The organism is Corynebacterium sp. c8Ua_99 (assembly GCF_039907185.1).
Classification (GTDB): Bacteria; Actinomycetota; Actinomycetes; order Mycobacteriales; family Mycobacteriaceae; genus Corynebacterium; species Corynebacterium jeikeium_D.
On sequence record NZ_JASBOG010000008.1, the window covers coordinates 1 to 22,141 of the forward strand.

Annotated in this window: 18 protein-coding genes and 1 tRNA gene; 13 read left to right on the forward strand and 6 right to left on the reverse strand. The window is 59.7% G+C overall.

Features of this window, described 5'->3' with window-relative positions; genetic code table 11:
• Window positions 1-82: 82 nt before the first annotated feature.
• A tRNA-Leu gene (locus QKE19_RS05985) sits at window positions 83-168 on the reverse strand.
• Between the two features lie 226 nt (window positions 169-394).
• On the opposite strand from QKE19_RS05985, the gene QKE19_RS05990 reads away from it, so the two are divergent.
• Entirely contained in the window at window positions 395-955 is a 561-nt protein-coding gene (locus QKE19_RS05990; RefSeq protein ID WP_049193504.1) for a YbhB/YbcL family Raf kinase inhibitor-like protein, read from the forward strand.
• A gap of 135 nt (window positions 956-1,090) precedes the next feature.
• On the opposite strand, the gene QKE19_RS05995 is transcribed toward QKE19_RS05990, so the two are convergent.
• The 3 genes from QKE19_RS05995 to QKE19_RS06005 all read right to left on the reverse strand — a co-directional run bounded on the left by QKE19_RS05995 (window position 1,091) and on the right by QKE19_RS06005 (window position 4,399).
• The gene (locus QKE19_RS05995; RefSeq protein WP_049193506.1) at window positions 1,091-2,191 is read right to left on the reverse strand and encodes a quinone-dependent dihydroorotate dehydrogenase; all 1,101 of its coding nucleotides are present in this window, start codon (window positions 2,189-2,191) and stop codon (window positions 1,091-1,093) included.
• The gene (locus QKE19_RS06000; protein ID WP_187401166.1) at window positions 2,192-3,355 is read right to left on the reverse strand and encodes a hypothetical protein; all 1,164 of its coding nucleotides are present in this window, start codon (window positions 3,353-3,355) and stop codon (window positions 2,192-2,194) included.
• A gap of 108 nt (window positions 3,356-3,463) precedes the next feature.
• On the reverse strand, window positions 3,464-4,399 hold the full coding sequence (locus tag QKE19_RS06005; protein ID WP_070429711.1) for an aldo/keto reductase: 936 nt from the start codon (window positions 4,397-4,399) through the stop codon (window positions 3,464-3,466).
• Between the two features lie 132 nt (window positions 4,400-4,531).
• Between QKE19_RS06005 and QKE19_RS06010 the strand changes: the two genes are divergently transcribed.
• The 4 genes from QKE19_RS06010 to metH are packed head-to-tail and all read left to right on the forward strand — an operon-like array spanning window position 4,532 to window position 10,906.
• On the forward strand, window positions 4,532-5,413 hold the full coding sequence (locus tag QKE19_RS06010) for an undecaprenyl-diphosphate phosphatase (protein WP_040361409.1): 882 nt from the start codon (window positions 4,532-4,534) through the stop codon (window positions 5,411-5,413).
• Window positions 5,414-5,431: 18 nt separating this feature from the next.
• The gene (gene mshC / locus QKE19_RS06015; protein ID WP_347890584.1) at window positions 5,432-6,787 is read left to right on the forward strand and encodes a cysteine--1-D-myo-inosityl 2-amino-2-deoxy-alpha-D-glucopyranoside ligase; all 1,356 of its coding nucleotides are present in this window, start codon (window positions 5,432-5,434) and stop codon (window positions 6,785-6,787) included.
• A gap of 2 nt (window positions 6,788-6,789) precedes the next feature.
• The gene (locus QKE19_RS06020) at window positions 6,790-7,197 is read left to right on the forward strand and encodes a hypothetical protein (protein WP_016422788.1); all 408 of its coding nucleotides are present in this window, start codon (window positions 6,790-6,792) and stop codon (window positions 7,195-7,197) included.
• A 49-nt stretch (window positions 7,198-7,246) separates the two neighbouring features.
• The gene (gene metH, locus QKE19_RS06025; RefSeq protein WP_070607768.1) at window positions 7,247-10,906 is read left to right on the forward strand and encodes a methionine synthase; all 3,660 of its coding nucleotides are present in this window, start codon (window positions 7,247-7,249) and stop codon (window positions 10,904-10,906) included.
• Window positions 10,907-10,913: 7 nt separating this feature from the next.
• Here the strand turns inward: metH and QKE19_RS06030 are convergent, their stop codons facing one another.
• Window positions 10,914-11,819, reverse strand: coding sequence for a thioesterase family protein (locus tag QKE19_RS06030; RefSeq protein WP_076772023.1), 906 nt, complete (start codon window positions 11,817-11,819; stop codon window positions 10,914-10,916).
• Window positions 11,820-11,974: 155 nt separating this feature from the next.
• Here QKE19_RS06030 and QKE19_RS06035 point away from each other — a divergent pair, with 155 nt between their 5' ends.
• The 5 genes from QKE19_RS06035 (at window position 11,975) to QKE19_RS06055 (ending at window position 16,864) form a co-directional block, all read left to right on the forward strand.
• Window positions 11,975-12,658 (forward strand): HAD family phosphatase, encoded by a 684-nt coding sequence (locus QKE19_RS06035; protein ID WP_187404624.1) that lies wholly within the window; start codon window positions 11,975-11,977, stop codon window positions 12,656-12,658.
• Between the two features lie 22 nt (window positions 12,659-12,680).
• Complete coding sequence (locus tag QKE19_RS06040) at window positions 12,681-12,944, forward strand: phosphoribosyl-ATP diphosphatase (RefSeq protein WP_005510825.1); 264 nt, start codon at window positions 12,681-12,683, stop codon at window positions 12,942-12,944.
• Between the two features lie 14 nt (window positions 12,945-12,958).
• Window positions 12,959-13,804 (forward strand): ATP phosphoribosyltransferase, encoded by an 846-nt coding sequence (hisG, locus tag QKE19_RS06045; RefSeq protein ID WP_016422792.1) that lies wholly within the window; start codon window positions 12,959-12,961, stop codon window positions 13,802-13,804.
• 258 nt (window positions 13,805-14,062) lie between these two features.
• Window positions 14,063-15,511, forward strand: a complete 1,449-nt coding sequence (aspA, locus tag QKE19_RS06050; RefSeq protein WP_016422793.1) for an aspartate ammonia-lyase — start codon at window positions 14,063-14,065, stop codon at window positions 15,509-15,511.
• 39 nt (window positions 15,512-15,550) lie between these two features.
• Window positions 15,551-16,864 carry an anaerobic C4-dicarboxylate transporter gene (locus QKE19_RS06055; protein ID WP_347890587.1) on the forward strand — a complete coding sequence of 438 codons (1,314 nt, stop codon included), beginning with the start codon at window positions 15,551-15,553 and terminating at the stop codon, window positions 16,862-16,864.
• Between the two features lie 178 nt (window positions 16,865-17,042).
• Here the strand turns inward: QKE19_RS06055 and QKE19_RS06060 are convergent, their stop codons facing one another.
• Window positions 17,043-17,930 carry a RecB family exonuclease gene (locus QKE19_RS06060; protein WP_347890590.1) on the reverse strand — a complete coding sequence of 296 codons (888 nt, stop codon included), beginning with the start codon at window positions 17,928-17,930 and terminating at the stop codon, window positions 17,043-17,045.
• Between the two features lie 85 nt (window positions 17,931-18,015).
• Between QKE19_RS06060 and QKE19_RS06065 the strand changes: the two genes are divergently transcribed.
• From QKE19_RS06065 to dop, 3 genes are all read left to right on the forward strand, one after another.
• On the forward strand, window positions 18,016-18,858 hold the full coding sequence (locus tag QKE19_RS06065) for a tRNA (adenine-N1)-methyltransferase (protein ID WP_126108029.1): 843 nt from the start codon (window positions 18,016-18,018) through the stop codon (window positions 18,856-18,858).
• A 109-nt stretch (window positions 18,859-18,967) separates the two neighbouring features.
• Entirely contained in the window at window positions 18,968-20,545 is a 1,578-nt protein-coding gene (arc, locus tag QKE19_RS06070) for a proteasome ATPase (protein WP_347890592.1), read from the forward strand.
• The gene (gene dop / locus QKE19_RS06075) at window positions 20,538-22,115 is read left to right on the forward strand and encodes a depupylase/deamidase Dop (RefSeq protein WP_049170549.1); all 1,578 of its coding nucleotides are present in this window, start codon (window positions 20,538-20,540) and stop codon (window positions 22,113-22,115) included. The genes arc and dop overlap by 8 nt, the downstream gene beginning before the upstream one ends.
• Window positions 22,116-22,141: the final 26 nt, after the last annotated feature.

Below are 22,141 nucleotides of genomic sequence, written 5' to 3' on the forward strand. Positions count from 1 at the left end.
CTGCAATAGGCCAGTACCGTACGACAGATAAAGCAAAAATCCCGAGAGCTGCATTTGCTGCAGTTTCTCGGGATTTATCTTGTGTCCGGAGGGGGACTTGAACCCCCACGCCCGTTAATAGGGCACTAGCACCTCAAGCTAGCGCGTCTGCCATTCCGCCACCCGGACCGGGTAGGAAGCACTTCCGTGCTGACCTGTGATACTGTATCCCGACTACATAATGAAACACAAATTGGCAGGTCAGCAGGGTATTGGCGCGCCAAACCTGGGTGTAATTACATCAGCGGTGTTAGCCCCGCATCCGCCTTGGATTCGCACTGAGAATCAGGCCCTGCAGATAGGGAGTCTTGTGAAGTCCCTGCAGCGCGCTCATAAAGTAGGCACACTGGTAGTTATGACTACGAATTCCAACGACACCGCAAATGCTCCGGTTTTCCCGGGACCAGATCCGTACGCACCGCTGAAGGATTTGCCAACCTTCGAGCTGTCCTCGCCAGATATCAAGGACGGCGAGAAGATTGCGGATGAATTCCGCGCTCCGTCGAATGTTTCCCCACAACTGGATTGGGCAAATCTGCCGGAGGGCACTAAGTCCATTGCCGTGACCTGCTTCGATCCGGATGCTCCGACCGCTTCGGGCTTCTGGCACTGGGCTGTCTTCAACATTCCAGCGACCGAAAAGGGTCTGCCACAGGGAGCTGGCTCCGAAGACGGCTCTAAGCTGCCAGAAGGCGCTATCCAGCTTGTCGGCGACTCGGGCATGCGTGGTCACTACGGAGCTAACCCACCGGCGCAGCATGCCCCACACCGTTACATGTATGCGGTGCACGCGGTCGACGTGGAGAAGCTTGAAGTTCCGGGAGATGCGACGCCGACCGTGCTTGGCTTCAATCTGTACTTCCACTCGATTGCGCGTGCCATCATCACGCCGTGGTGGGAGAACGTCGGGGAGTAAGGATACGACGCCCACACGGGCAACTACCGACCGGGCGCGCTACTCATACAGAAAACCCGGGGCCAGCGCCTTCATGGCAGCTGGCCCCGGGGTCACGTGTTTATTGGGTTAGGAAGCCTCAACGGCTTTCAGCAGTTAACCACGCCACGGCAGACCACAGCCGACTGCCTCCGAAATGGAGTAGAATCCCTGAGCTCGAATCTGGCGAGCCAACCCTTGGTGAATGTCACGAATCCAGTCCGGACCGCCATAAATCAACGGTGTGTAGCCCTGCAGTAGGGAAGCGCCGTTGGCAATCCGCTCCCACGCCTGCTCAGCAGTTTCAATGCCGCCGACGCTGATGAGAACTAGTTTGTCTCCGACGCGCTCGTGCAGCAGCTTCAGCACCTCTAGTGACCGAGCTGCCACAGGAGCACCCGAGACTCCACCGGCCCCCATCTCCGCGACCTCATCCGCGGGCGTACGCAGGCCCTCGCGAGAAATGGTGGTGTTGGTAGCCACAATGCCTGCCAGCCCAAGGTCAACCGCCAAGTCAGCAACTGCGATGACATCATCGTCGGAGAGATCAGGAGCAATCTTGACCAGCACCGGCGAGTCGGTCTCCTCAGTCACCGCTGCCAGAATCGGGCGCAGTGACTCCACTGCCTGAAGGTCGCGCAGACGCGGCGTGTTCGGTGAGGAGACGTTAACAACAACGTAGTCCGCCAAGCCGCCGAGCTGGCTAGCCGATTCTCGATAGTCATCGACGGCCTCTTCCAGCGGAGTCACCTTTGTCTTACCAATGTTGATACCGATGACGTCGTCACTGCGACGCGCCCGCAAGTTCTCCGCTACAGCAGCGGCGCCGGGGTTGTTGAAACCCATGCGGTTCAAAATGGCGCGGTCTTCCTTCAGACGGAACAGACGCGGGCGATCGTTGCCCGGCTGCGGCTTGGCAGTCACGGTTCCCAGTTCCGCGTAGCCAAAACCAATTGGCCCCCAGCAATCCGGGGCAATAGCAGCCTTGTCGAAGCCCGCGGCGAGCCCCAGCGGACGCGGGAAGTCCACACCGAACACGGTTTGACGCAGCACAGCATCGTCAACAACGAGTAGCTTGCTCACCGCCCGCTGTAGACTCTCCGACTTCTGCAGCCCCTTCAGGGTCTTCGAGATGGCCTCGTGAATCTGCTCCGGTGGAACCTGGAACATTGCCTTTAGCGCGAGTTGATAAGACTTGGCGCGAAGTTTCGAAGGCATCTACTTAGTCTCTCCCTCGGAGTCGTCTGCTCCCTTGGTGTCACCTGCACCGGTCGGTAGTTTATCGGCTGGTTCCCGAACCGACATCTCCTCACGGATCTTCTCTGCATCCTGCTTGAAATCAGCAATTGCCTTATCGACGTCCGCGGAGTCAAAAATCTGGGCCCCGTCACCGGTAGCCGAGAAGACGCCAATCTGGCCATCCTCGGTGGCAACAATCGACTGTGGATCTGCAACCGTGTTGATGTCCGCGACCTTGACTGGGGTACCCGAGCTGATGTCGTAGCCAGTCAGCTTGTTCACCTTCGTCGAAGTCACCCAGACAATTCCGCGCGATTCATCGACCGCTACCGCCCACGGAGCCTCCGGGGCCGGAGCTGCCTGGTGGAGGCGAATGACGTCAGTGGCAGTGTAAATAAGAAGCTGGTTGCCCTTGGTGTCTGCGGCAGCAATGACATGATCACCGGAAGCTACCTTGCCGACGCCGATGCCCGCACGCAGCGCAGAGCCAGCGCGGGACTCATCGAGCTTGAGCTCATGCACCGAAGTCTCCGGACGGTTGACCTCTAACAGCTTGACGTCCGCGTCATTGTCCGCTTTGGGAATCTCAACGAGCTGCGACCCGTTATTGGCAGCCTTGAAGTCACTGGCCAACTCGCCATCAGCGCCGAACACATCGACGACATTGCTATCCGCATGGGCACCGATGATGCGGCCGCCTTCCAGGCCAACTGCGGCGGAGTAGTTGGTGCCACGGCCGACAACGGCCGTTTCCGTAGCCTGGTCAGTAATGACGTGGATGCCATCTTCACACGGCAGCAGAGCGTTAGGGCCGCCCGGCGCGAGCTCACCACACTTCGCGTCCAGCTTCATTGATCGCTCAATTGGGTTATTCAGCGGACCGGCAAAGATCTTGTCCCCGGCCTTCAGGACAACTCGGTCGCCGACCAACACGGCATCGGTAACGTCCTCATCAATCTTCTTGGCTCTACCGATAGCAGTATCGGGAGCAGCGGGTGAAGCGGCCGGCACTGGCGTGGCGTTGCCCATTCCGGCATCGATGTCTCCTTCCACATCGGAGGAGCACCCTGCCAGGACCACTGCGCTAGCGGAAAGCCCCGCTAGAAGGGAGGTTATGACACGTCGACGACTGTTTTCACTCACGCTATAGAAACTACCACCCCGGCCTGATTACTTTGTGGACGCCTCCAGCCGTGGGAGGTTCTCGCATTCGTTGTGCCTTATAAGTCTTTAGAAGACTGCCGTTACTGATTACAGCGTGACGTCGTCAAGCGCGTTGCAAATCTGCGGTGGCAGCGTGAGTTGTTCGGAGGTGAGGTTTTCGCGTAGCTGAGCGCGGTCTCGAGCGCCAACGAGAATCGAGGTGACGCCCGGCCGATCGCGTGCCCAGGAAATCGCTGCGACGGCAGCACTGACGCCGAGCCCCTTGGCTGCGGTGGTCAGCGCGCCTGCAACCGTGACGCCGCGTGTGTCGAGATAGTCCTGTACCTCTGCGTCGGCGTGTTCGGAAGCAGCGCGGGAGTCTTCGGGAATGATGTGCTGGTATTTGGCGGTCAAAACACCTTGGGCCAGTGGGGCGCCACCGATAAAGCCGAGCCCCAAATGCTCACAGGCGGGCAGCAGTTCTGCCTCAGGGCTTCGCTGGAGCAGCGAGTACTCATGCTGTGCGAACACCGGAGCGATTCGATCCGCGGCGGCATGCGTCACCGCTGCCTGCCAACCGCTGTATCCACGCACTCCGGCGTAACGTACTTTCCCCGTGCGCACAGCCCATTCCAGGGTATCGGCGACCTCTTCCGGTGGGGTCAGCCCATCCCAGTAGCCGGGCGACCACAGGTCAATGTGTTCGACGCCGAGGCGTCCGAGCGTTTCGTCGAGGTCCTTTTGCAGTGTCTTACGCGAGCAGTCCACGCGCCTGCCGACGGGCCGCTCGGGGTGTATGCCAGATGCGACCGAGAGCACCAATTCGTCGGCAACGCCGCGCTTTGCGATGACCGCACCCAGCATGTCGGCAACAGTGTCGCCGCCGTGGAGTGGGGAAGCGTCGACAAGGTTGCCTCCGGCGTCGAGGAAGTCCGTCAGGATGCGTCCGGCCTCGTCTTGCCTGGTACCCGCACCCCAGGTGGCCGTACCCAGCCCCAAGGCGGAGACGCGTAAACCGCTGTTGCCCAGAATTCGTTGTTGCACGATTTTTACTTTAGGACACCCGTGTGCGGTCGCGGGAAAAGTTCCGCGGGAGAGGTCTCGCTATCGCCGCACCGAAACCTCGCTATAGCCACAACACAAACCGGACGAGTAGCCTATACAGCCGTGACTATCATGACGACACTAAGCGCCTCAGCGGATACCGCTGCCGATACCGCCGGCACCGGTATGACCTGGGCCCAGACGATCATCCTGTCCGTAGTGCAAGGTTTGACGGAATTTCTCCCGGTGAGTTCCTCGGGGCACCTTCGGATTGTCTCCGAGCTGCTGTGGGGCCAGGACGCCGGTGCATCCTTCACCGCTGTGGTGCAGCTTGGCACCGAATTGGCTGTGTTGGTGTTCTTCGCCAAGGACATCTGGCAGATCCTCACTGGCTGGTTTGCCGGTCTGTTCAATAAGGAAGCCCGCGGTTTCAACTACCGCATGGGTTGGATGGTGATTGTCGGTACGCTGCCGATTGCCATCATCGGTGTGCTGGGGAAGGACCTCATCCGCGATAACCTGCGCAATCTCTGGATTACAGCCGCTGTGTTGGTGCTTTTCTCCTTTGTCTTTATCGCCGCAGAGAAGTTCGGCCGTCGTGAGCGCAACTATGAAGAGCTGACCATGCGAGATGCCATCGTCATGGGTTTCGCGCAGTGCCTGGCGCTCATTCCGGGTGTGTCGCGCTCGGGCGGTACGGTGTCTGCCGGCCTGTTCTTGCACTTGGACCGAGAGGTTGCAACGCGCTTTTCCTTCCTGCTGGCTATCCCCGCTGTTTTCGCTGCTGGAATTTTTTCGCTTCCAGACGCGTTTGACCCTGCGGCGGGACAGGCCGCTAGTGGTGCGCAATTGGCCATCGGTACGCTGATTGCCTTCGTCGTCGGCTATGCGTCTATCGCATGGCTGCTGAAGTTTGTGTCGAACCACTCCTTCGCTTGGTTCGCCGCGTACCGCATCCCGGTCGGTTTGATTGTTATGGTGTTGCTCGGCTTCGGCACGATCAACGCTGTTTAGTGAGGTAGTGAGTATTTAATGCATTCGTGGCCCCAACCACAGGTTCCCAGTCTCGGCGATGCGCGCTTCGATGTGTTCAACCGCGCCAGCAATACAGGTAAGGCGCATTCGCTTGACGACGAAAGCTCAACATCGGTACCCCTACGCCTCTACGACACCGCGGATCAGAAGGTCTCCCAGGTGGAAGCGGGACCGGAGGCGACCATGTACGTGTGTGGCATCACACCCTATGACGCCACGCACCTGGGGCACGCAGCAACCTACCTCACCTTTGATCTGATTTACCGTCAGCTGCTGGACAATGGACACTCGGTGCATTACGTGCAGAACATCACCGATGTCGATGACCCGTTGTTCGAACGTGCGGAGCGCGATGGGGTGGACTGGCGCGAGCTGGGCACCTCGCAGATTGATTTGTTTCGCTCGGATATGGAAAACCTGTCGGTGATTCCACCGCGCGACTATATCGGCGCCATTGAGTCCGTGGGCGAGGTCGTGGAAATGGTCGAGAAGCTGCTGGAGAATGGCTCGGCCTACCAGCTCACCGATGACGAGTACCCGGATGTGTACTTCCGCAAGAGTGCCACTGAGAACTTTGGTTACGAGTCCAATTACTCGGCAGAGCAGATGGCGGAGTTCTTTGCGGAGCGCGGTGGCGACCCGGATCGCCCGGGCAAGGAGGCCCCACTGGACGCGCTGGTGTGGCGTGCCGCTCGCCCCGGGGAGCCAAGCTGGGAGGCTCCTTTTGGTGCGGGCCGGCCGGGTTGGCACATTGAGTGCTCGGCGATTGCCACCAACCGCTTGGGTAAGAGCTTCGACATTCAGGGCGGTGGCTCGGACCTGGCTTTCCCACACCATGAGTTCTCGGCGGCTCATGCCGAGGCCGCTACTGGCTGTGCACGGATGGCCAGCCATTATGTTCACGCTGGCATGATTGCGCTCGATGGCGTGAAGATGTCCAAGTCGCTGGGTAACCTGGTGTTTGTCTCCAAGCTGGTGGCCGCCGGCGTCGACCCGAGTGCTATTCGTATTGGCGTGTTCGCCAGCCATTACCGCTCTGATCGCGATTGGTCGGACGAGGTGCTGGAGGCGGCCAAGGCACGTCACGAGGCCTGGCGTGCGGCTTGCACAGCTACAAAGACTGCCACCGATGAGAAGGCTGTGAGCGCAGCAGCGGCACTGGTTGCCGATGTGCGCGCAAGCCTGGCCAATGACCTGGATACGCCGGCTGCTCTGGCCGCTATCGATGCCTGGGCTGCGGAGTGGTCCTCGGATACCAGCAACAAGGCAGATGCTGGCACAGTAACCGGCGCAGCGGGTGCCGGAGAATTCGTTGCCGCCGCGCTGGACGCGCTGCTTGGCGTTAAAATTTGAGCATGAGCAACTCAGATCTGTCTGCTGTCGAAGTAACGCAAGAGAACATCGATAAGCTAGTTGCCGATTTGCGCATGTTTGCCACCGGCAGCTACCTGCAGCCCGAGGAACGCGAGTTCTGGGAGCCACTTTTTGACGAATCGGTAGCCGACCAGGTCGGGGAAGCCCTCCGTGAGGCCGCCGCTGGTATTGATCAGGCGGCGGAACTGGCCGTCGATAAGCGAGAAGAAGCCGCAACGCAGGCGGTAGAGAACTGCCTACAGCGCGTGGCTGCGATTGAGCATGAGCACGGTGGCTCGATTTTTGATGAGGAGCTCGACGAGATTCTCGCGATTATCAATTCCGCAACGAAGGCTGTCGGTTTGGACCTGCCTGCGGTGAAGGCGGAAAGCTACTTTGAGATGGAATAACCAGCCCGATTAACGGCGCGGTTATGAAAGTAGACTAAGGTGTCTATTCATGACTGATCGCCACTCTTCCGAGTTCCTCACCGCACTGCACAGCCGTGTACTCATTGGCGATGGCGCCATGGGTACCCAGCTGCAGTCTTTTGACCTCGACGTTGACGCGGACTTCCTCGGCTACGAGGGCTGTAATGAGATTCTCAATGACACTCGTCCCGACATCATCGAGACGATTCACCGGCGTTATTTCGAGGCCGGCGCCGACCTGGTGGAAACCAATACCTTCGGCTGCAACTTCCCGAACCTCGCGGATTACGACATTGAAGACCGTATTCAGGAGCTAGCGCACAAGGGCACCGCAATCGCCCGCAAGGTCGCTGACGAAATGGGGCCGGGGCGCGAGGGTATGCGACGCTTTGTCCTCGGTTCGCTGGGCCCGGGCACGAAGCTGCCGTCTTTGGGGCACGCTCCGTACGCTCAGCTTCGCGACGCTTACACGGAGGCCGGACTCGGCATGATTTCCGGTGGCGCGGATGCGTTTTTGATTGAGACCTGTCAGGACTTGCTGCAGGTAAAGGCGGCCGTCAACGGTGTCAAGGCCGCCATGCGACAGGCTGACAAAAAGATTCCGATCGTCGTCCACGTGACCGTCGAGACCACAGGCACCATGCTGATGGGCTCGGAGATTGGTGCAGCCCTGGCAGCGCTGCAGCCGCTGGGGATCGACATGATTGGTCTGAACTGTGCAACGGGTCCGGACGAGATGAGCGAGCACCTGCGCTACCTGTCCAACTTCGCCTCCATTCCTGTATCGGTGATGCCGAATGCGGGCCTGCCAGTGCTGGGTAAGAACGGTGCGACCTACCCGCTGACCGCACCAGAGCTAGCCACAGCGCTGCGCGGCTTTGTTGAAGAGTTTGGCCTGGCGATGGTCGGTGGCTGCTGTGGTACCACACCGGAGCATGTTTCCGCTGTGCGCGATGCTATTACCGGTGCAGGCGCCTACGCCGAGCAGGGCCCTGCTGTTCAGGCAGCACGCCCATCGACGGATCCGAATGCAAAGCCAATCGATGAGGTCGCTTCTCTGTACTCGGCAACCCCGCTGACGCAGACAACCGGCATCACCATGATTGGTGAGCGCACCAACGCCAACGGTTCCAAGGCTTTCCGCGAGGCCATGCTGGCCGGCGACTGGGAGAAGTGCCTAAACACCGCCCGCGGTCAGGTCACCGATGGCGCACACATGATCGACCTGTGTGTGGACTACGTGGGGCGCGACGGTCGCGATGACATGGCAACCCTGGCATCGCAGATCGCCACCTCGGTGACGTTGCCGGTCATGCTGGACTCCACGGAACCGGAAGTTTTGAAGACTGGCCTGGAGCACCTCGGTGGTCGCTGCGCGGTCAACTCTGTGAACTTTGAAGACGGCGATGGCCCGGACTCGCGCTACCAGCGCATTATGCGCCAGGTTGTTGAGCACGGTGCTGCCGTGGTCGCTTTGACTATCGACGAAGAAGGTCAGGCGCGTACAAAGGACAAGAAGATTGAGATTGCCGAGCGTCTCATCGCCGACATCACCGGCACGTGGGGACTGCGCGAGCAGGACATTATTGTCGACTGTCTGACTTTCCCGATTTCCACTGGCCAGGAGGAAACTCGCCGCGACGGCATCGAAACCATCGAAGCCATCCGCGAACTTAAGCGTCGCCACCCGAACGTGCACACCACGCTCGGTCTGTCCAACATTTCCTTCGGTCTGAACCCGGCGGCTCGCCAGGTACTCAACTCGGTGTTCCTCAACGAGTGCATCGAGGCCGGTCTGGACTCCGCCATTGCCCACAGCTCCAAGATCTTGCCGATGAACAAGATCGACGACAAGCAGCGCGAAGTCGCTCTCGATATGGTGTACGACCGCCGTCGTGAAGCGGGGCACCCCGACGGGGAGTATGACCCACTGCAGGTATTCATGGAGCTCTTCGAAGGAGTCTCCGCCGCTGACGCGAAGGACGCCCGGGCCGAAAAGCTCGCCGCCATGCCGCTGTTCGACCGCCTGGCGCAGCGCATCATCGACGGTGAGCGCACGGGTATCGAGGCTGACCTCGATGAGGGCATGAAGGAAAAGGAACCGCTGGCGATTGTCAACGAGGACCTGCTGCGTGGCATGCAGACCGTTGGTGACCTGTTCGGTTCTGGCCAGATGCAGCTGCCATTCGTGCTGCAGTCGGCCGAGACGATGAAGGCCGCGGTGGGCTACCTCGAGGGCTTTATGGATGCCGAGGATGCCACGGGCTCCAAGGGCTCGATTGTGCTGGCCACGGTGAAGGGCGATGTCCACGACATCGGCAAGAACCTGGTGGAGATTATTCTCTCCAACAACGGCTACACCGTGCATAACCTGGGCATTAAGCAGCCAATCGCTACGATTCTGTCCGCCGCCAAGGAACTGGATGTCGACGCCATCGGCATGTCCGGCCTGCTGGTGAAGTCCACTGTGGTGATGAAGGACAACCTGCTGGAGATCAACTCCGCCGGCGATGCCACCCGCTTCCCAGTACTGCTCGGCGGCGCCGCGCTGACGCGTAGCTACGTGGAAGACGACCTGTCCGAGCTCTACCACGGCGATGTCTACTACGGCAGGGATGCCTTCGAAGGACTGCGCATCATGGACGAGCTGATGGCAGCTAAGAAGGGCCTCGGCCCAGACGAGAATTCGCCAGAGGCCATTGCTGCCCGCGAGAAGAAGGAAGCTCGCCGCGCCCGCCGTGAGCGCTCCAAGCGCATCGCCGCGCAGCGCGCCGCCAAGGCTGCTGCTGAAGCCCCCGAGGTGCCGGAGCGTTCCGATGTCGCCGCTGATGTCCCCGTTGCGACACCGCCGTTCTGGGGAACCCGCATTGTCAAGGGCCTGCCCCTCGACGACTACCTGACCACCCTCGACGAACGCGCTCTGTTCATGGGGCAGTGGGGACTGCGCGGCACCCGCGGCGACGAGGGGCCGAGTTACGAGGAACTGGTCGAATCCGATGGTCGTCCACGCCTGCGCGCATGGCTGCAGCGCCTGCGCGCCGAGAACATCCTCCAGCATGCGGCTGTCGTCTATGGCTACTTCCCAGCAGTTTCTGAGGGCGATACCGTACACGTACTGCCGCTACCTGCGGAAGGGGAGCAGCCCGACCCCGCGGCAGAGCCAGTGGTGTCCTGGACCTTCCCGCGCCAGCAGCGTGGTCGCTTCCTATGCATTGCTGACTTCATTCGCTCGCGCGAAGATGCCATCGCCGCAGGACAGACCGACGTCATGCCGTTCCAGCTGGTGACCATGGGACAGCCCATCGCTGACTTCGCCAACGATATTTACGCCAAGAACGAATACCGCGACTACCTGGAGGTTCACGGTATCGGCGTGCAGCTCACCGAGGCACTGGCCGAGTACTGGCACCAGCGCATTCGCTCCGAGCTCGCGTTCTCCGACGGCACAAGTGTTGGCGCGGAAGACTCCGACGATACCCAGGACTTCTTTGACCTGAAGTACCGCGGCGCTCGTTACTCCTTCGGCTATGGTTCCTGTCCGGATCTGACCTTCCGTCAGGGCATGATTGACCTGCTGCAGCCGGAGCGCATCGGCGTGGAGCTCTCTGAGGAGCTCCAGCTGCACCCAGAGCAGTCCACCGATGCGTTCGTGCTCTACCACCCGGAAGCGAAGTACTTTAACGTGTAGCTTCGCGCTATCCCTGCGGTCGCACCAGCAAGGTCTGCATGCTGCGGCCGATGGGGCCGTGCACATCGTAGAGCTCGCCCGCGGTCATGCCGATTCCGTCCGGCCCAATGGAACCGCGGGCGGCGATGCCAACCCAGCCGCCGTCTTCCGGCTGCGACTCCGATTCCGCCGACTTCTCCGAGGCGCCGAGCTGGGGGAGTCGGTGCAGGTGAACCACTAAGTCGGTATTCATAAACGCCCACTGGTGCGGGCTCAGCGTGGCCCCGATACCGTTGGCGGTATCAGCTACCTGCATGACTCGCTCCACCGCAGTCGGCTCCTCCCCGAGCACGATTGGGTACTGCGCGCGAACCCAGTGAATCTGTGTCTCGGCCAGCTCTTCCGTCGCCCCTGCGCGGGCTTCAATTGATTCGATGTAGCCGCCACTCCAATCGTCGGTAAGCGGAATGTACTCGGCGCTGCATTCCTCCGGCCCGGGCACCTGCTTGTCGAATGCACGCTCAATATCCCGCGTATCCGCAGTGGCCATCATCCATGCGGACGCCGTGGCAACTGGCCGCCAGGCACCCTTGACGTCGGCAAGCAATTCGGCTTCGACCTTGGCAATCTGCCGCCCCGAGCGCGAGACCCATGAGCGCGCGCGGAGCTCCGTGTACGGTACAGCCGACAACAGATCCACGGCGATGCGAGTAATACGCATCCCCTCGCTTTCCAGACGGCGGCGCTCCAACATGCGCGTCAGCAGCGCCGACGGCGGCGCACCGTGCTGAAACGGCCCCCACGCCCCATAAGTGAAGCTGGTGGGCATGAAGCGCTCGTAGCTGAGCTCGCCTTCGGTGACCGTCCCTAGCGGAATGAAATATGCCTCGGGTTGGTCGATAGCCTGGGCGAGCGAATCTTCAGTGGTTGTCATAGCGAGTCGATGCCTTTCATTCACGCGGGACACGTTCATGCGGTGGTTTCATGCAGCACCGCAACATACTTTCCTTCCTGAAACTCTAAACCTTCATCCGACGGTTTTGCTGACATAATCGCTAAATGCTTGATTGCCTGGCATAGTCGCATGGTGTGAAAGCAATTTTGTGGGACATGGACGGCAGCCTCATCAACACGGAACCTCTGTGGGAGATTGCCACGTACGACCTCTCGGAATTCGTAGGCCGTCGCCTGACTCCGGAGTTGCGCTTGCAATGCGTCGGCAACACGCTCTGGGACACGCTGTCGATTTGTGCTGATCATGCGGGACGCACGCTTGACGACGAGCTGTTTGCCTCGGGCTCCCAATTCGTCGAAGGTCGCTTCACTGAATTGGTTCTAGAACATGGGGTGGAGTGGCGCCCGGGTGTGCCGGAGATTTTGGACCAGGCCCGGACTGCTGACATTCCGGTGGTGTTGGTGACCAATACCCGTCGGCACGTGGCGCAACCCTGCATTGATGTCATGGGGGAGCAGCACTTCGCCGCAACAGTGTGTAGCGATGAGGTGGCCAACGGCAAACCGGCACCGGATCCGTACTTGCGTGGCGCAGAGCTAGCCGGATTTGCGCCAGAGGACTGCCTGGCTATCGAAGATTCCTCAACGGGGGTGCGCTCTGCACTCGCTGCGGGATGCACGGTGGTGTGGAATCCAATGCCGGATGTGAGCGTTTCGCAGGCTGATGTGGAGACGTTAGTACCCCCGGCGCGCTTCATTTCGGGCAATTTGGATACCTCGAATTTGGGCTTATTGCGGGCTGCTTTCGCGGGCGAGTAGACGACATGGAACAATAGACCGGGTGAAGAACTTTGATGACCTGTTTGCAGAGCTGAAGGAAAAAGCACAGTCGCGCCCCGAGGGATCGGGCACAGTCAAGGCGCTGGACGCTGGTGTGCATTTCCAGGGCAAGAAAATTGTCGAAGAGGCCGGTGAGGTCTGGCTTGCAGCTGAGCACGAATCTGACGAAGCCCTCGCAGAGGAGATTTCGCAGCTGTTGTACTGGCTGCAGGTGGTCATGGTCGGTCGCGGGCTGAGCCCCGAGGATGTTTACAAGTACCTGTAGGAGAAATCAACACCATGCTGCGTATTGCCGTGCCCAACAAGGGATCGCTGTCCGAGGCGGCAGTCGAAATCCTGAAGGAAGCTGGCTACCCGGGTCGAGGCGACTCCAAGAGCCTGACCATCCACGACGAAGCCAACGACATTGAGTTTTTCTTCCTCCGCCCGAAGGATATTCCTATCTACGTTGGCAACGGCCATCTGGATTTGGGCATCACCGGCCGCGACCTGGCCGCTGACTCGCTGGCTCCGGTCGATGAGGTTCTGAATCTGGGCTTCGGCGCCTCGACCTTCCGCTACGCCGCTCCGGCCGATGAGGAGTGGACCGTAGAAGCTCTGGAGGGCAAGCGCATTGCCACCTCGTACCCGAATCTGGTGCGCGAGGATCTGAAGGCTCGTGGCATTAACGCCACCGTCATTCGCCTTGATGGTGCAGTGGAGATTTCCATCCGCTTGGGAGTTGCCGACGTTATCGCCGATGTTGTCTCCACCGGTCGCACCCTGCGCAAGCAGGGATTGAAGCCATTCGGCGATGTTTTGGTCAGCTCTGAGGCAGTTGTTGTCGGACGCAAGGGTGTAGAGGTCACCGAGGAGCAGCAGGTGTTCCTGCGTCGCATGACCGGCATTCTGCATGCCAAGACGTACTTGATGATTGACTACAACATCCGTGCGTCCGCGCTGGAAGAGGCATCCAAGCTCACCCCGGGGCTGTCCGGCCCGACCGTGTCGCCGCTGGCTAACGAGGATTGGGTAGCAGTTCGCGCGCTAGTTCCGAAGGCAGAGGCCAACCCGCTCATGGACGCACTGGCAAAGATTGGTGCCGAGGCGATCTTGGCTTCGAATATCCGTATCGCGCGTATTTAAGTCACGCGAACCTTACACGCTATCCAGTGGGAGCTTCCTAGCTGAATCCACCCTTTACCTACGCTAGCGTAGGTAGTAATATTGACACTAAGAGTGCGCACGGCGTTAGCCGGACCGAAGCAGTAACTTTATGCCTGTACATGCGGCACATACGCCAGCACTGTAGTTTTGGCGGTGTAACCAATCATCGCCACTAAATGTGGCCCACAAGGCTGCGTCTACTAGGTCTGCTAAAAGGCTAGAAGGGATTGCTTCCACATGTCCGCAACACGTACCGAGGTCGACCTGCTTGGCTCTATGGAGGTCCCGGCAGAGGCTTACTACGGCATCCACACCCTGCGCGCAATCGACAACTACCAAATCTCAGCCAAGACCATCAACGACGTGCCCGAATTCATTCGTGGCATGGTGATGGTGAAGAAGGCCACGGCCATTGCCAACCAGCGCGTCCACACGCTGCCCAGCGATGTTGCAGACATCATCGTCGCCGCATGTGATGAAATCCTGGAAAAGGGACGCTGCATGGATCAGTTTCCAATCGATGTCTTCCAGGGTGGAGCTGGCACCAGTCTCAACATGAACACCAACGAGGTCATCGCTAACCTCGCTCTAGAACTGCTCGGCCTGGAAAAGGGCCGATACGACGTCATTCACCCCAACGATGATGTCAACCAGTGCCAGTCAACCAACGATGCCTACCCAACAGGTTTCCGTCTTGCCATCCACATGTCGCTGCTGAGCCTGCAGAAGCACTTCGACTCCCTGGTTGAGGCTCTACACGCCAAGGGTGATGAATTCAACGACATCATCACAATGGGGCGCACGCAGCTGCAGGATGCCGTTCCCATGACCCTGGGACAGGCTTTCCACGCATTTGCCCACAACCTTGAGGAAGAGCAGGAGTCCATCGCAACTGCGTCGGCACGCCTGCTGCAAATCAACCTGGGAGCAACCGCTATCGGTACCGGTGTAAATGCGCCGGCAGGCTACCGCGAGGCCGTGACCCAGGCGCTGCGTGAGGTCAGTGGCTTTAAGGTGACCTCTGCGAAGGACCTAATCGAAGCCACCAGCGATACCGGCGCCTACGTCAGCGTGCATGCATCCCTGAAGCGCGCGGCCATGAAGATTTCCAAGATGTGCAACGACCTGCGCCTGCTGGCATCGGGTCCACGAGCCGGACTGAATGAAATCAACCTTCCGGAGCGCGCCGCTGGGTCTTCGATTATGCCGGCAAAGGTTAACCCGGTAATCCCAGAGGTCGCGAACCAGGCCTGCTTCAAGGTCTTCGGCAACGACGTGACCCTGACCTGGGCAGCCGAGGCTGGCCAGTTGCAGCTAAACGTGATGGAGCCTGTCATCGGCGCATGCCTCTTCGAGTCGATTGAACTGCTGCGCAGTGCTACCGACACTCTGCGCGACAAGTGCATTACCGGCATCACCGCTAACCCGGAAGTTTGCCGCGGCTATGTGGAAAACTCCATCGGTATCGTGACCTACCTGAATCCGGTCATTGGCCACCACGAGGGCGATATGATTGGCAAGGAAGCCGCTCGCACTGGCCGCTCCGTCCGGGACATTGTCCTCGAACGCGGGCTGATGGACGAGAAGGAGCTCAACCAGGTCCTGAGCACCGAGAACCTCATGCACCCGGAATACCGGGGGAAGCGCTACGTGGCAGGGGAGTCTCGCCTCGACGATTTGTCCTAAGCGGCAACAAGTCTAACGAGTGACTTTTCGGAGATACACATGTTAGTTGCCGTCCAAATCTCTATCGTTCTAGCAGCGATCCTCCTTGGCGCGCGTCTTGGTTCAATTGCTATCGGGTTCGCCGGTGGGCTGGGCGTTTTGGCGCTGGGCATCACCGGGGTTCCGGTCACCAAAGACGACATTCCGTTCGATGTCATCGGCATCATTATGTCGGTAATCGCGGCAATTGCCGCTATGCAGAAGGCCGGAGGCATGGACTATCTCGTCCACATTGCCGAACGGTTGCTGCGCAAGAATCCGCGACACATCACCTACTGGGCCCCGGTTGTCACCTACCTGATGACACTGCTCGCCGGCACCGGCCACACCGCATTTTCCACCCTCCCAGTTATCGCCGAAGTATCCAAGGAGGGAGGCGTTCGCCCGTCCCGCCCGCTGTCCGTGGCGGTCATCGCATCTCAGTTGGCGATTACGGCATCACCCATTTCAGCGGCTGTGGTGCTGATGGCTTCGCTCATGGAACCCCGCGGCGTTGGTTATCTCACACTCCTGGCGATTGTCATTCCTTCGACGTTCCTCGCCATCCTTCCGACCGCCTTTGTCACGAATCACCTAGGCAAAGAGCTTGACGACGATCCGGAGTATCAAAGCCGCTTGGAAAAGGGGTTAGTCTCCAAGCCACGTGGCCAGATGAGCGAATACGTGCCAACCAAGTCGGCCAAGTGGTCCGTGGCGATTTTCCTACTCTCGATTCTCGCGGTGATGGTCTACGCGACCATCAGCACTGAACAGGTCGGCCTCATCGCTGACCCCACGCTCCCACGAAACGAGGCGATCATGTCAATCATGTTGACCGCCGCCACTGTTATCGTGCTGGCCTGCAAGTTGGACGCGGCAACCATTTTGAACACCCCGGTGTTCAAATCGGGCATGTCCGCCAGCGTCTGCGTTCTCGGTGTGGCGTGGCTGGGAACCACAATTATCAACCACTACATCGACGACATTAAGGCCGCGTCCGGCAGCCTACTGACCACAATGCCGTGGATGCTGGCAATCGTGCTCTTCTTTGCGGCCGCATTGCTGTACTCGCAGGCGGCCACGGCAAAGGCCATCATGCCCGCTGCACTCGCGGTGGGAGTTTCTCCCATCACTGCGATTGCTTCCTTCGCAGCGACTTCCGCGCTATTCGTACTGCCTACTTACCCGACGCTCCTTGCCGCGGTGGAGATGGACGACACTGGCACAACCCGAATTGGCAAATACGTGTTTAACCACTCGTTCATCATCCCAGGCATCTTATGTATTGCCCTGTCCGTCGCGTTTGGATTCGCCTTCGGCAGCGCACTGCTGTAGTGGTGGGCTACCTAAAACACCGCATAGAGAAACTGACTAGGTTTATGACAAAATCGAAGCGGTTAAGTCCATTCACCTGTCATAAACCTAGTCAGTAACTTGTACTGACACCGTTACCGCCGACGGTGGCACCCCGCGAAAGCTAAGTTCGCCGCGAGAGCCACCCCATCCGCAGCTTTTACTCAGTGCCGCCATCGCCGACAGCACCCGGCCAACCGGGGTACTCCGGTGTGACCCCGCCATAGGCAGGGCACATCTCCTGGAAAGAACACCACCCGCAGAGCTTGGACTTCTTCGGTACAAAGTCACCGTTTTCACCGTCGCGCACGATCGCCGACCACAAGTCGGCAATCTCCGCTTGGAAGGCCTCTAATTCTGTCGCGTTGGGACTCAGCACCAGGTCATCGGCAACCTTCAGGTACATCAACCGCAGCTGTTCCGGGATACGACCGGTGAGCCGCCACCACACCAGCGCGTAAAACCGCATCTGGAAGAGCGCCTCATCCTGGAAGCGAGGAGAGGGCTTCTTGCCCGTCTTGTAGTCGACAATCCGGACCTCACCGGTCGGGGCAATATCGACGCGGTCGATAAAACCACGAAGTGGCACTGACAATGGCACAGTCTGATCCGCATCCGGATCGATAACCAGCTGAACGAACTTTTCCATCTCGGCCGCATCGAAGCCCATGGGGTTTTCCATCATGAAATACCCCTTGAGCAGGCCGCGGCATTCGACCAGGAAGTCGTAGTAATCATCCTCCGGAACTAGCTCAATCAGTTCCTCGTCCTTTGCACGCATGTCCTCCCAGGTCGGCTTCAGCCGTTTCACCACTGCGGGGTAAGTGCGTTCTTCACGGGGCCAGGCATGCATCTGTTCGAGCACAGCATGCACCAACGTGCCCTTGACCTGCGCGACAGTCGACGGCTCCGGAATCTTGTCAATCGCACGGAACCGGTACTTCAGCGGGCACTGGCGGTAGTCATTAGCTCTCGACGGCGACAGCGCCAACTTAGAGCGGCGGGAAGGTTGAACTGCTGACTTAGAACTTTGGGCATTGTCGGGCATACTAGCCAGGTTAGAGTACCGCCCGGATTTGGCTGCACCCGACATGACCCGACCCAACCAAACCCCAAAAGGAGCCCACACACCTATGGCATTGAGCGGACCATTCCAAGTCGGCGACCGAGTCCAGCTGACTGACTCGAAGAATCGCCACTTCACCGTCATCCTCGAGGAGGGTGGCAAGTTCTTCACTCACCGCGGCACCATCCTCCACGACGACCTCATCGGCGCCAAGGAAGGCACCACCGTCACCTCCAGCGAAGGCACCGTCTACCTGGCCATGCGTCACTTGCTGGTCGATTACGTCCTGTCCATGCCGCGCGGTGCTGCGGTGATTTACCCGAAGGATGCTGCACAGATCATCGTCGAGGGCGACATCTTCCCAGGTGCGCGCGTGTTGGAGGCCGGCGCTGGCTCCGGCGCGCTCAGCCTCAACCTGCTCCGCGCCATCGGCGCTGACGGGCAGCTTATTTCCTACGAGGTCCGCGAGGACCACATCGAGCACGCGGAACGCAACGTTGTCGACTTCATGGGTCACAAGCCCGACAACTGGGACTTGCGCCTGGGCGATCTCAACGAGGCCTCCATCGAGTCGCTCGGCGGCCCGGTCGACCGAGTCATTCTGGACATGCTCGCTCCGTGGGAATGCCTGGATACCGTCTCGAAGGTGCTTCAGCCTGGCGGCGTGCTCATGGTCTATGTCGCCACTGTTCCGCAGCTAATGAAAGTCATGGAGGGCATCCGCGCGCAGAAGTGCTTCACCGAACCACGCGCCTGGGAATCCCTGGTCCGCGACTGGAATGTTCAGGATCTCTCCGTCCGCCCGGCGCACCGTATGCAGGCGCATACCGCATTCCTGGTGTGGGCACGCAGGCTTGCCGACGGCACGGTGCCTCCGCGCCCGCAGCGACGAAATCAAAAGAAGCTCTAGACCCGCCGCTTCGCGCTGGGAGGTGTAGCCGTCGTAAAGCGTGATGCGACACACGGTCTAAATCGACCAAGCAACAACGGCATCTGGCCCTATGGGTAATCTGGGATACATGACAACGCCGTCTGACAAAATCCGTGATCTTGAGCAGAAGAACTACAACCTCGGCATTCGTAATAATCGCCTGGTTGAGCTGTTGCGGGACTCCCGTAACAAGCTAGAGCTACTGCGCCAAGACATGGAGGACATGCTGGAGCCGCCTAGCACGTACGGTATTTTCCTTAAGCCGGGGCCGGAGAAAGGCACCGCAGAGGTTTTTACCGGAAATCGACGGATGCGCCTGCGGGTGCAGCCGGAGATTAATGAGCGGGCGCTTCGGCCGGGTGCGCAGGTGCGTCTGAATGAGGGCTCGATAATCGTGGAGGACTGCGGTTATCCGGAAAGCGGCGACATCGCCAATGTTCGTGAGGTGCTGCCGGATCGGGAGCGCATTTTGGCCTCGGATACTCACGGTGAGGAATTCGTGGTGTCTCTGGCGGGGGATTTGTCGCCGAAGCCGGGGGACTCGGTGATGATTGACCGCAAGTCGGGCTATGCGTTTGAGGTCATTCCGAAGTCCGAGGTGGAAAACCTGGTGCTGGAAGAGGTACCGGATGTCACCTACACGGATATCGGTGGTTTGGACAGTCAGATTGAGCAGATTCACGATGCCGTGGAGATGCCGTTCCTGCAGCCAGAACTGTTTGAACAGTACAACCTGCGTCCGCCGAAGGGTGTGCTGCTCTACGGCCCTCCCGGCAATGGTAAGACGCTGATTGCCAAGGCTGTGGCTAATTCGTTGGCACGCAAGATTGCGCTATCCCGAGGCAAGAGCGAGGCGGAGGCGCAGCGGGCGCAATCGTACTTCTTGAATGTCAAGGGCCCGGAGCTGCTGAACAAGTTCGTGGGTGAGACCGAGCGTCAGATTCGCCTGATTTTTGACCGCGCTCGCGACATTGCCGAGGATGGCAAGCCGGTAATTGTCTTCTTCGATGAGATGGACTCGGTTTTCCGCACTCGTGGTTCGGGCATCTCCTCGGATATGGAAAACACAGTGGTCCCGCAGCTGCTCAGTGAACTTGACGGTGTGGAGGGGCTGGAAAACGTCATCGTGATTGGTGCCACCAACCGCGAGGAGATGATTGACCCGGCAATTCTGCGCCCAGGACGCTTGGATGTGAAAATCCGCATTGAGCGCCCGAATGAGGCTGCGGCGAAGGATATCTTCCGCAAGTACTTGACTCCAGAGCTGCCGTATAAAGCAGCCGAGGTGGAAGCGCGCGGTGGGGTGGAGCAGAATGTCGCACACCTCATTGACCAGGTTGTTGAGCGGATGTACGCCAAGACGGAAGAAAACGAGTACGTGCGGATTCGCTATGCCGATGGCACCAGCGAAGTTATGTACTACCGCGATTTCAACTCCGGCGCGATGATTTCCAACATCGTCGACCGTGCGAAGAAGTCCGCCATCAAGTCGGTTATCGCTGGCGGCGAGGCTGGTATTAGCTTGGATCACCTGCTGTCTGCAGTGGCGGAGGAGTTCGCGCAGAACGAGGACCTGCCAAACACCTCGAACCCGGATGAGTGGGCTCGCATCTCCGGTCGTCCAGCGGCGCGCGTTGCCTCGGTCGAGGTGATTCGCCATGGCTAAATCCGCCGCCAGTTCTGCACAGTCGAACCGCTTCTTCGGCACGGAGATTGAGTACGGCATTTCCAGCCCGGACAACCCGGATGTCAGCCCAATTCTCACCTCCACGCAGGCCGTGCTCGCTTTCGCGCATGAGCAGGAGGAGGGCCTGTCGGGGCGCATCCGCTGGGATTACGCACCAGAGTCGCCACTGCGCGACAGCCGTGGTTTCGACCTGCGCCGTTACCACCAGCCACCGATTGTTGACCCGAATGCCGTCGGCGCTGCAAACCTGCTGGTGCAAAATGGTGCCCGTTTCTACGTCGATCACGCGCACCCGGAGTACTCCTCACCGGAGACGGCAACCGCCCGCGAGGCGGTTATCGCTGACCGCGCAGGTGACAAGATTATGCTGCGCGCAGCTCAGCTTGCCGCCGAAGCCACCGATGCTGAGGGCAATCCAGGTCCGATGCTGAAGCTCTACCGCAACAATGTCGATGGCAAGGGCGCCTCGTATGGTGCCCACGAGAACTACCTTTTCTCCCGAGAAACCGAGTTCGATGACATCGTCGCCGGTCTGACGCCGTTTTTCGTCACCCGCCAGGTGTTCACGGGCGCTGGTCGCGTGGGTCTGGGGCAGACGGGGCAGGAGTCGGGTTTCCAGATTTCGCAGCGCGCGGACTACATCGAGACTGAGGTCTCGCTGGAGACCACTTTGAACCGCGGCATCATCAACACCCGCGATGAACCACACGCAGACTCCGATCGCTTCCGCCGCCTGCACGTCATCATCGGTGATGCCAACATGAGCGAGGTCGCCACCTTCCTCAAGCTGGGCACCACAGGTTTGGTCATCGACGCCATCGAGGACGGCGTGCGTTTCGACGACCTGCAGCTCCGCAACCCCGTCGAGGCCGTCCATAAGGTCTCCCGAGACTTGACTTGCACCGAGAAGCTGCAGCTGGCAGACCATGTCACGTGGATGTCCGCAGTGGAAATGCAGTACGAGTACCTGCGTCGCGTGGAGAGCTACGACCAGCAGGGCGACGTCGTCAAGCTCTGGCGTGAAGTGCTCGACGTGCTTTCCGACGACCCCCGCAAGGCAGCCCATCTGCTGGATTGGGTGGCGAAATACAACCTCATGGAGGGCCTGCGTACCCGCCTGGGCGCGGGCTGGGACCACCCGAAGTTGGCGTTGATTGATATTCAGTACTCGGATATTGACCCTGCTCGTGGGCTGTACCATGCGCTGGTGCGCCGCGGTTCGATGCGCACACTCGTGACCGAGGAAGAAGTCGACCGAGCGGTTGAATACGCACCGGAGTCTACGCGTGCGTATGTACGCGGTGGCATTCTGCGCCGCTTTGGCAAGGATGTCGTCGCGGGCAGTTGGACCAGCTTGGTGGTGGACACCGCGGGGGTGTATCGGAGCACTCGTGACGTGGAGTCGCCTGGAATTACGCTGGCCTACATTACGCTGGATGAAGTTGACCGTTTCACTGCCGCAGAATGCGGTGACGTGTTGGAGTCTGCGGAGACAGTGGCCAAGGTGGTTGAGCATCTGCGTACTCTCGGGGCTATCCGCGAACAATAGGCACACATAGTGCAGTAATAGAGCAG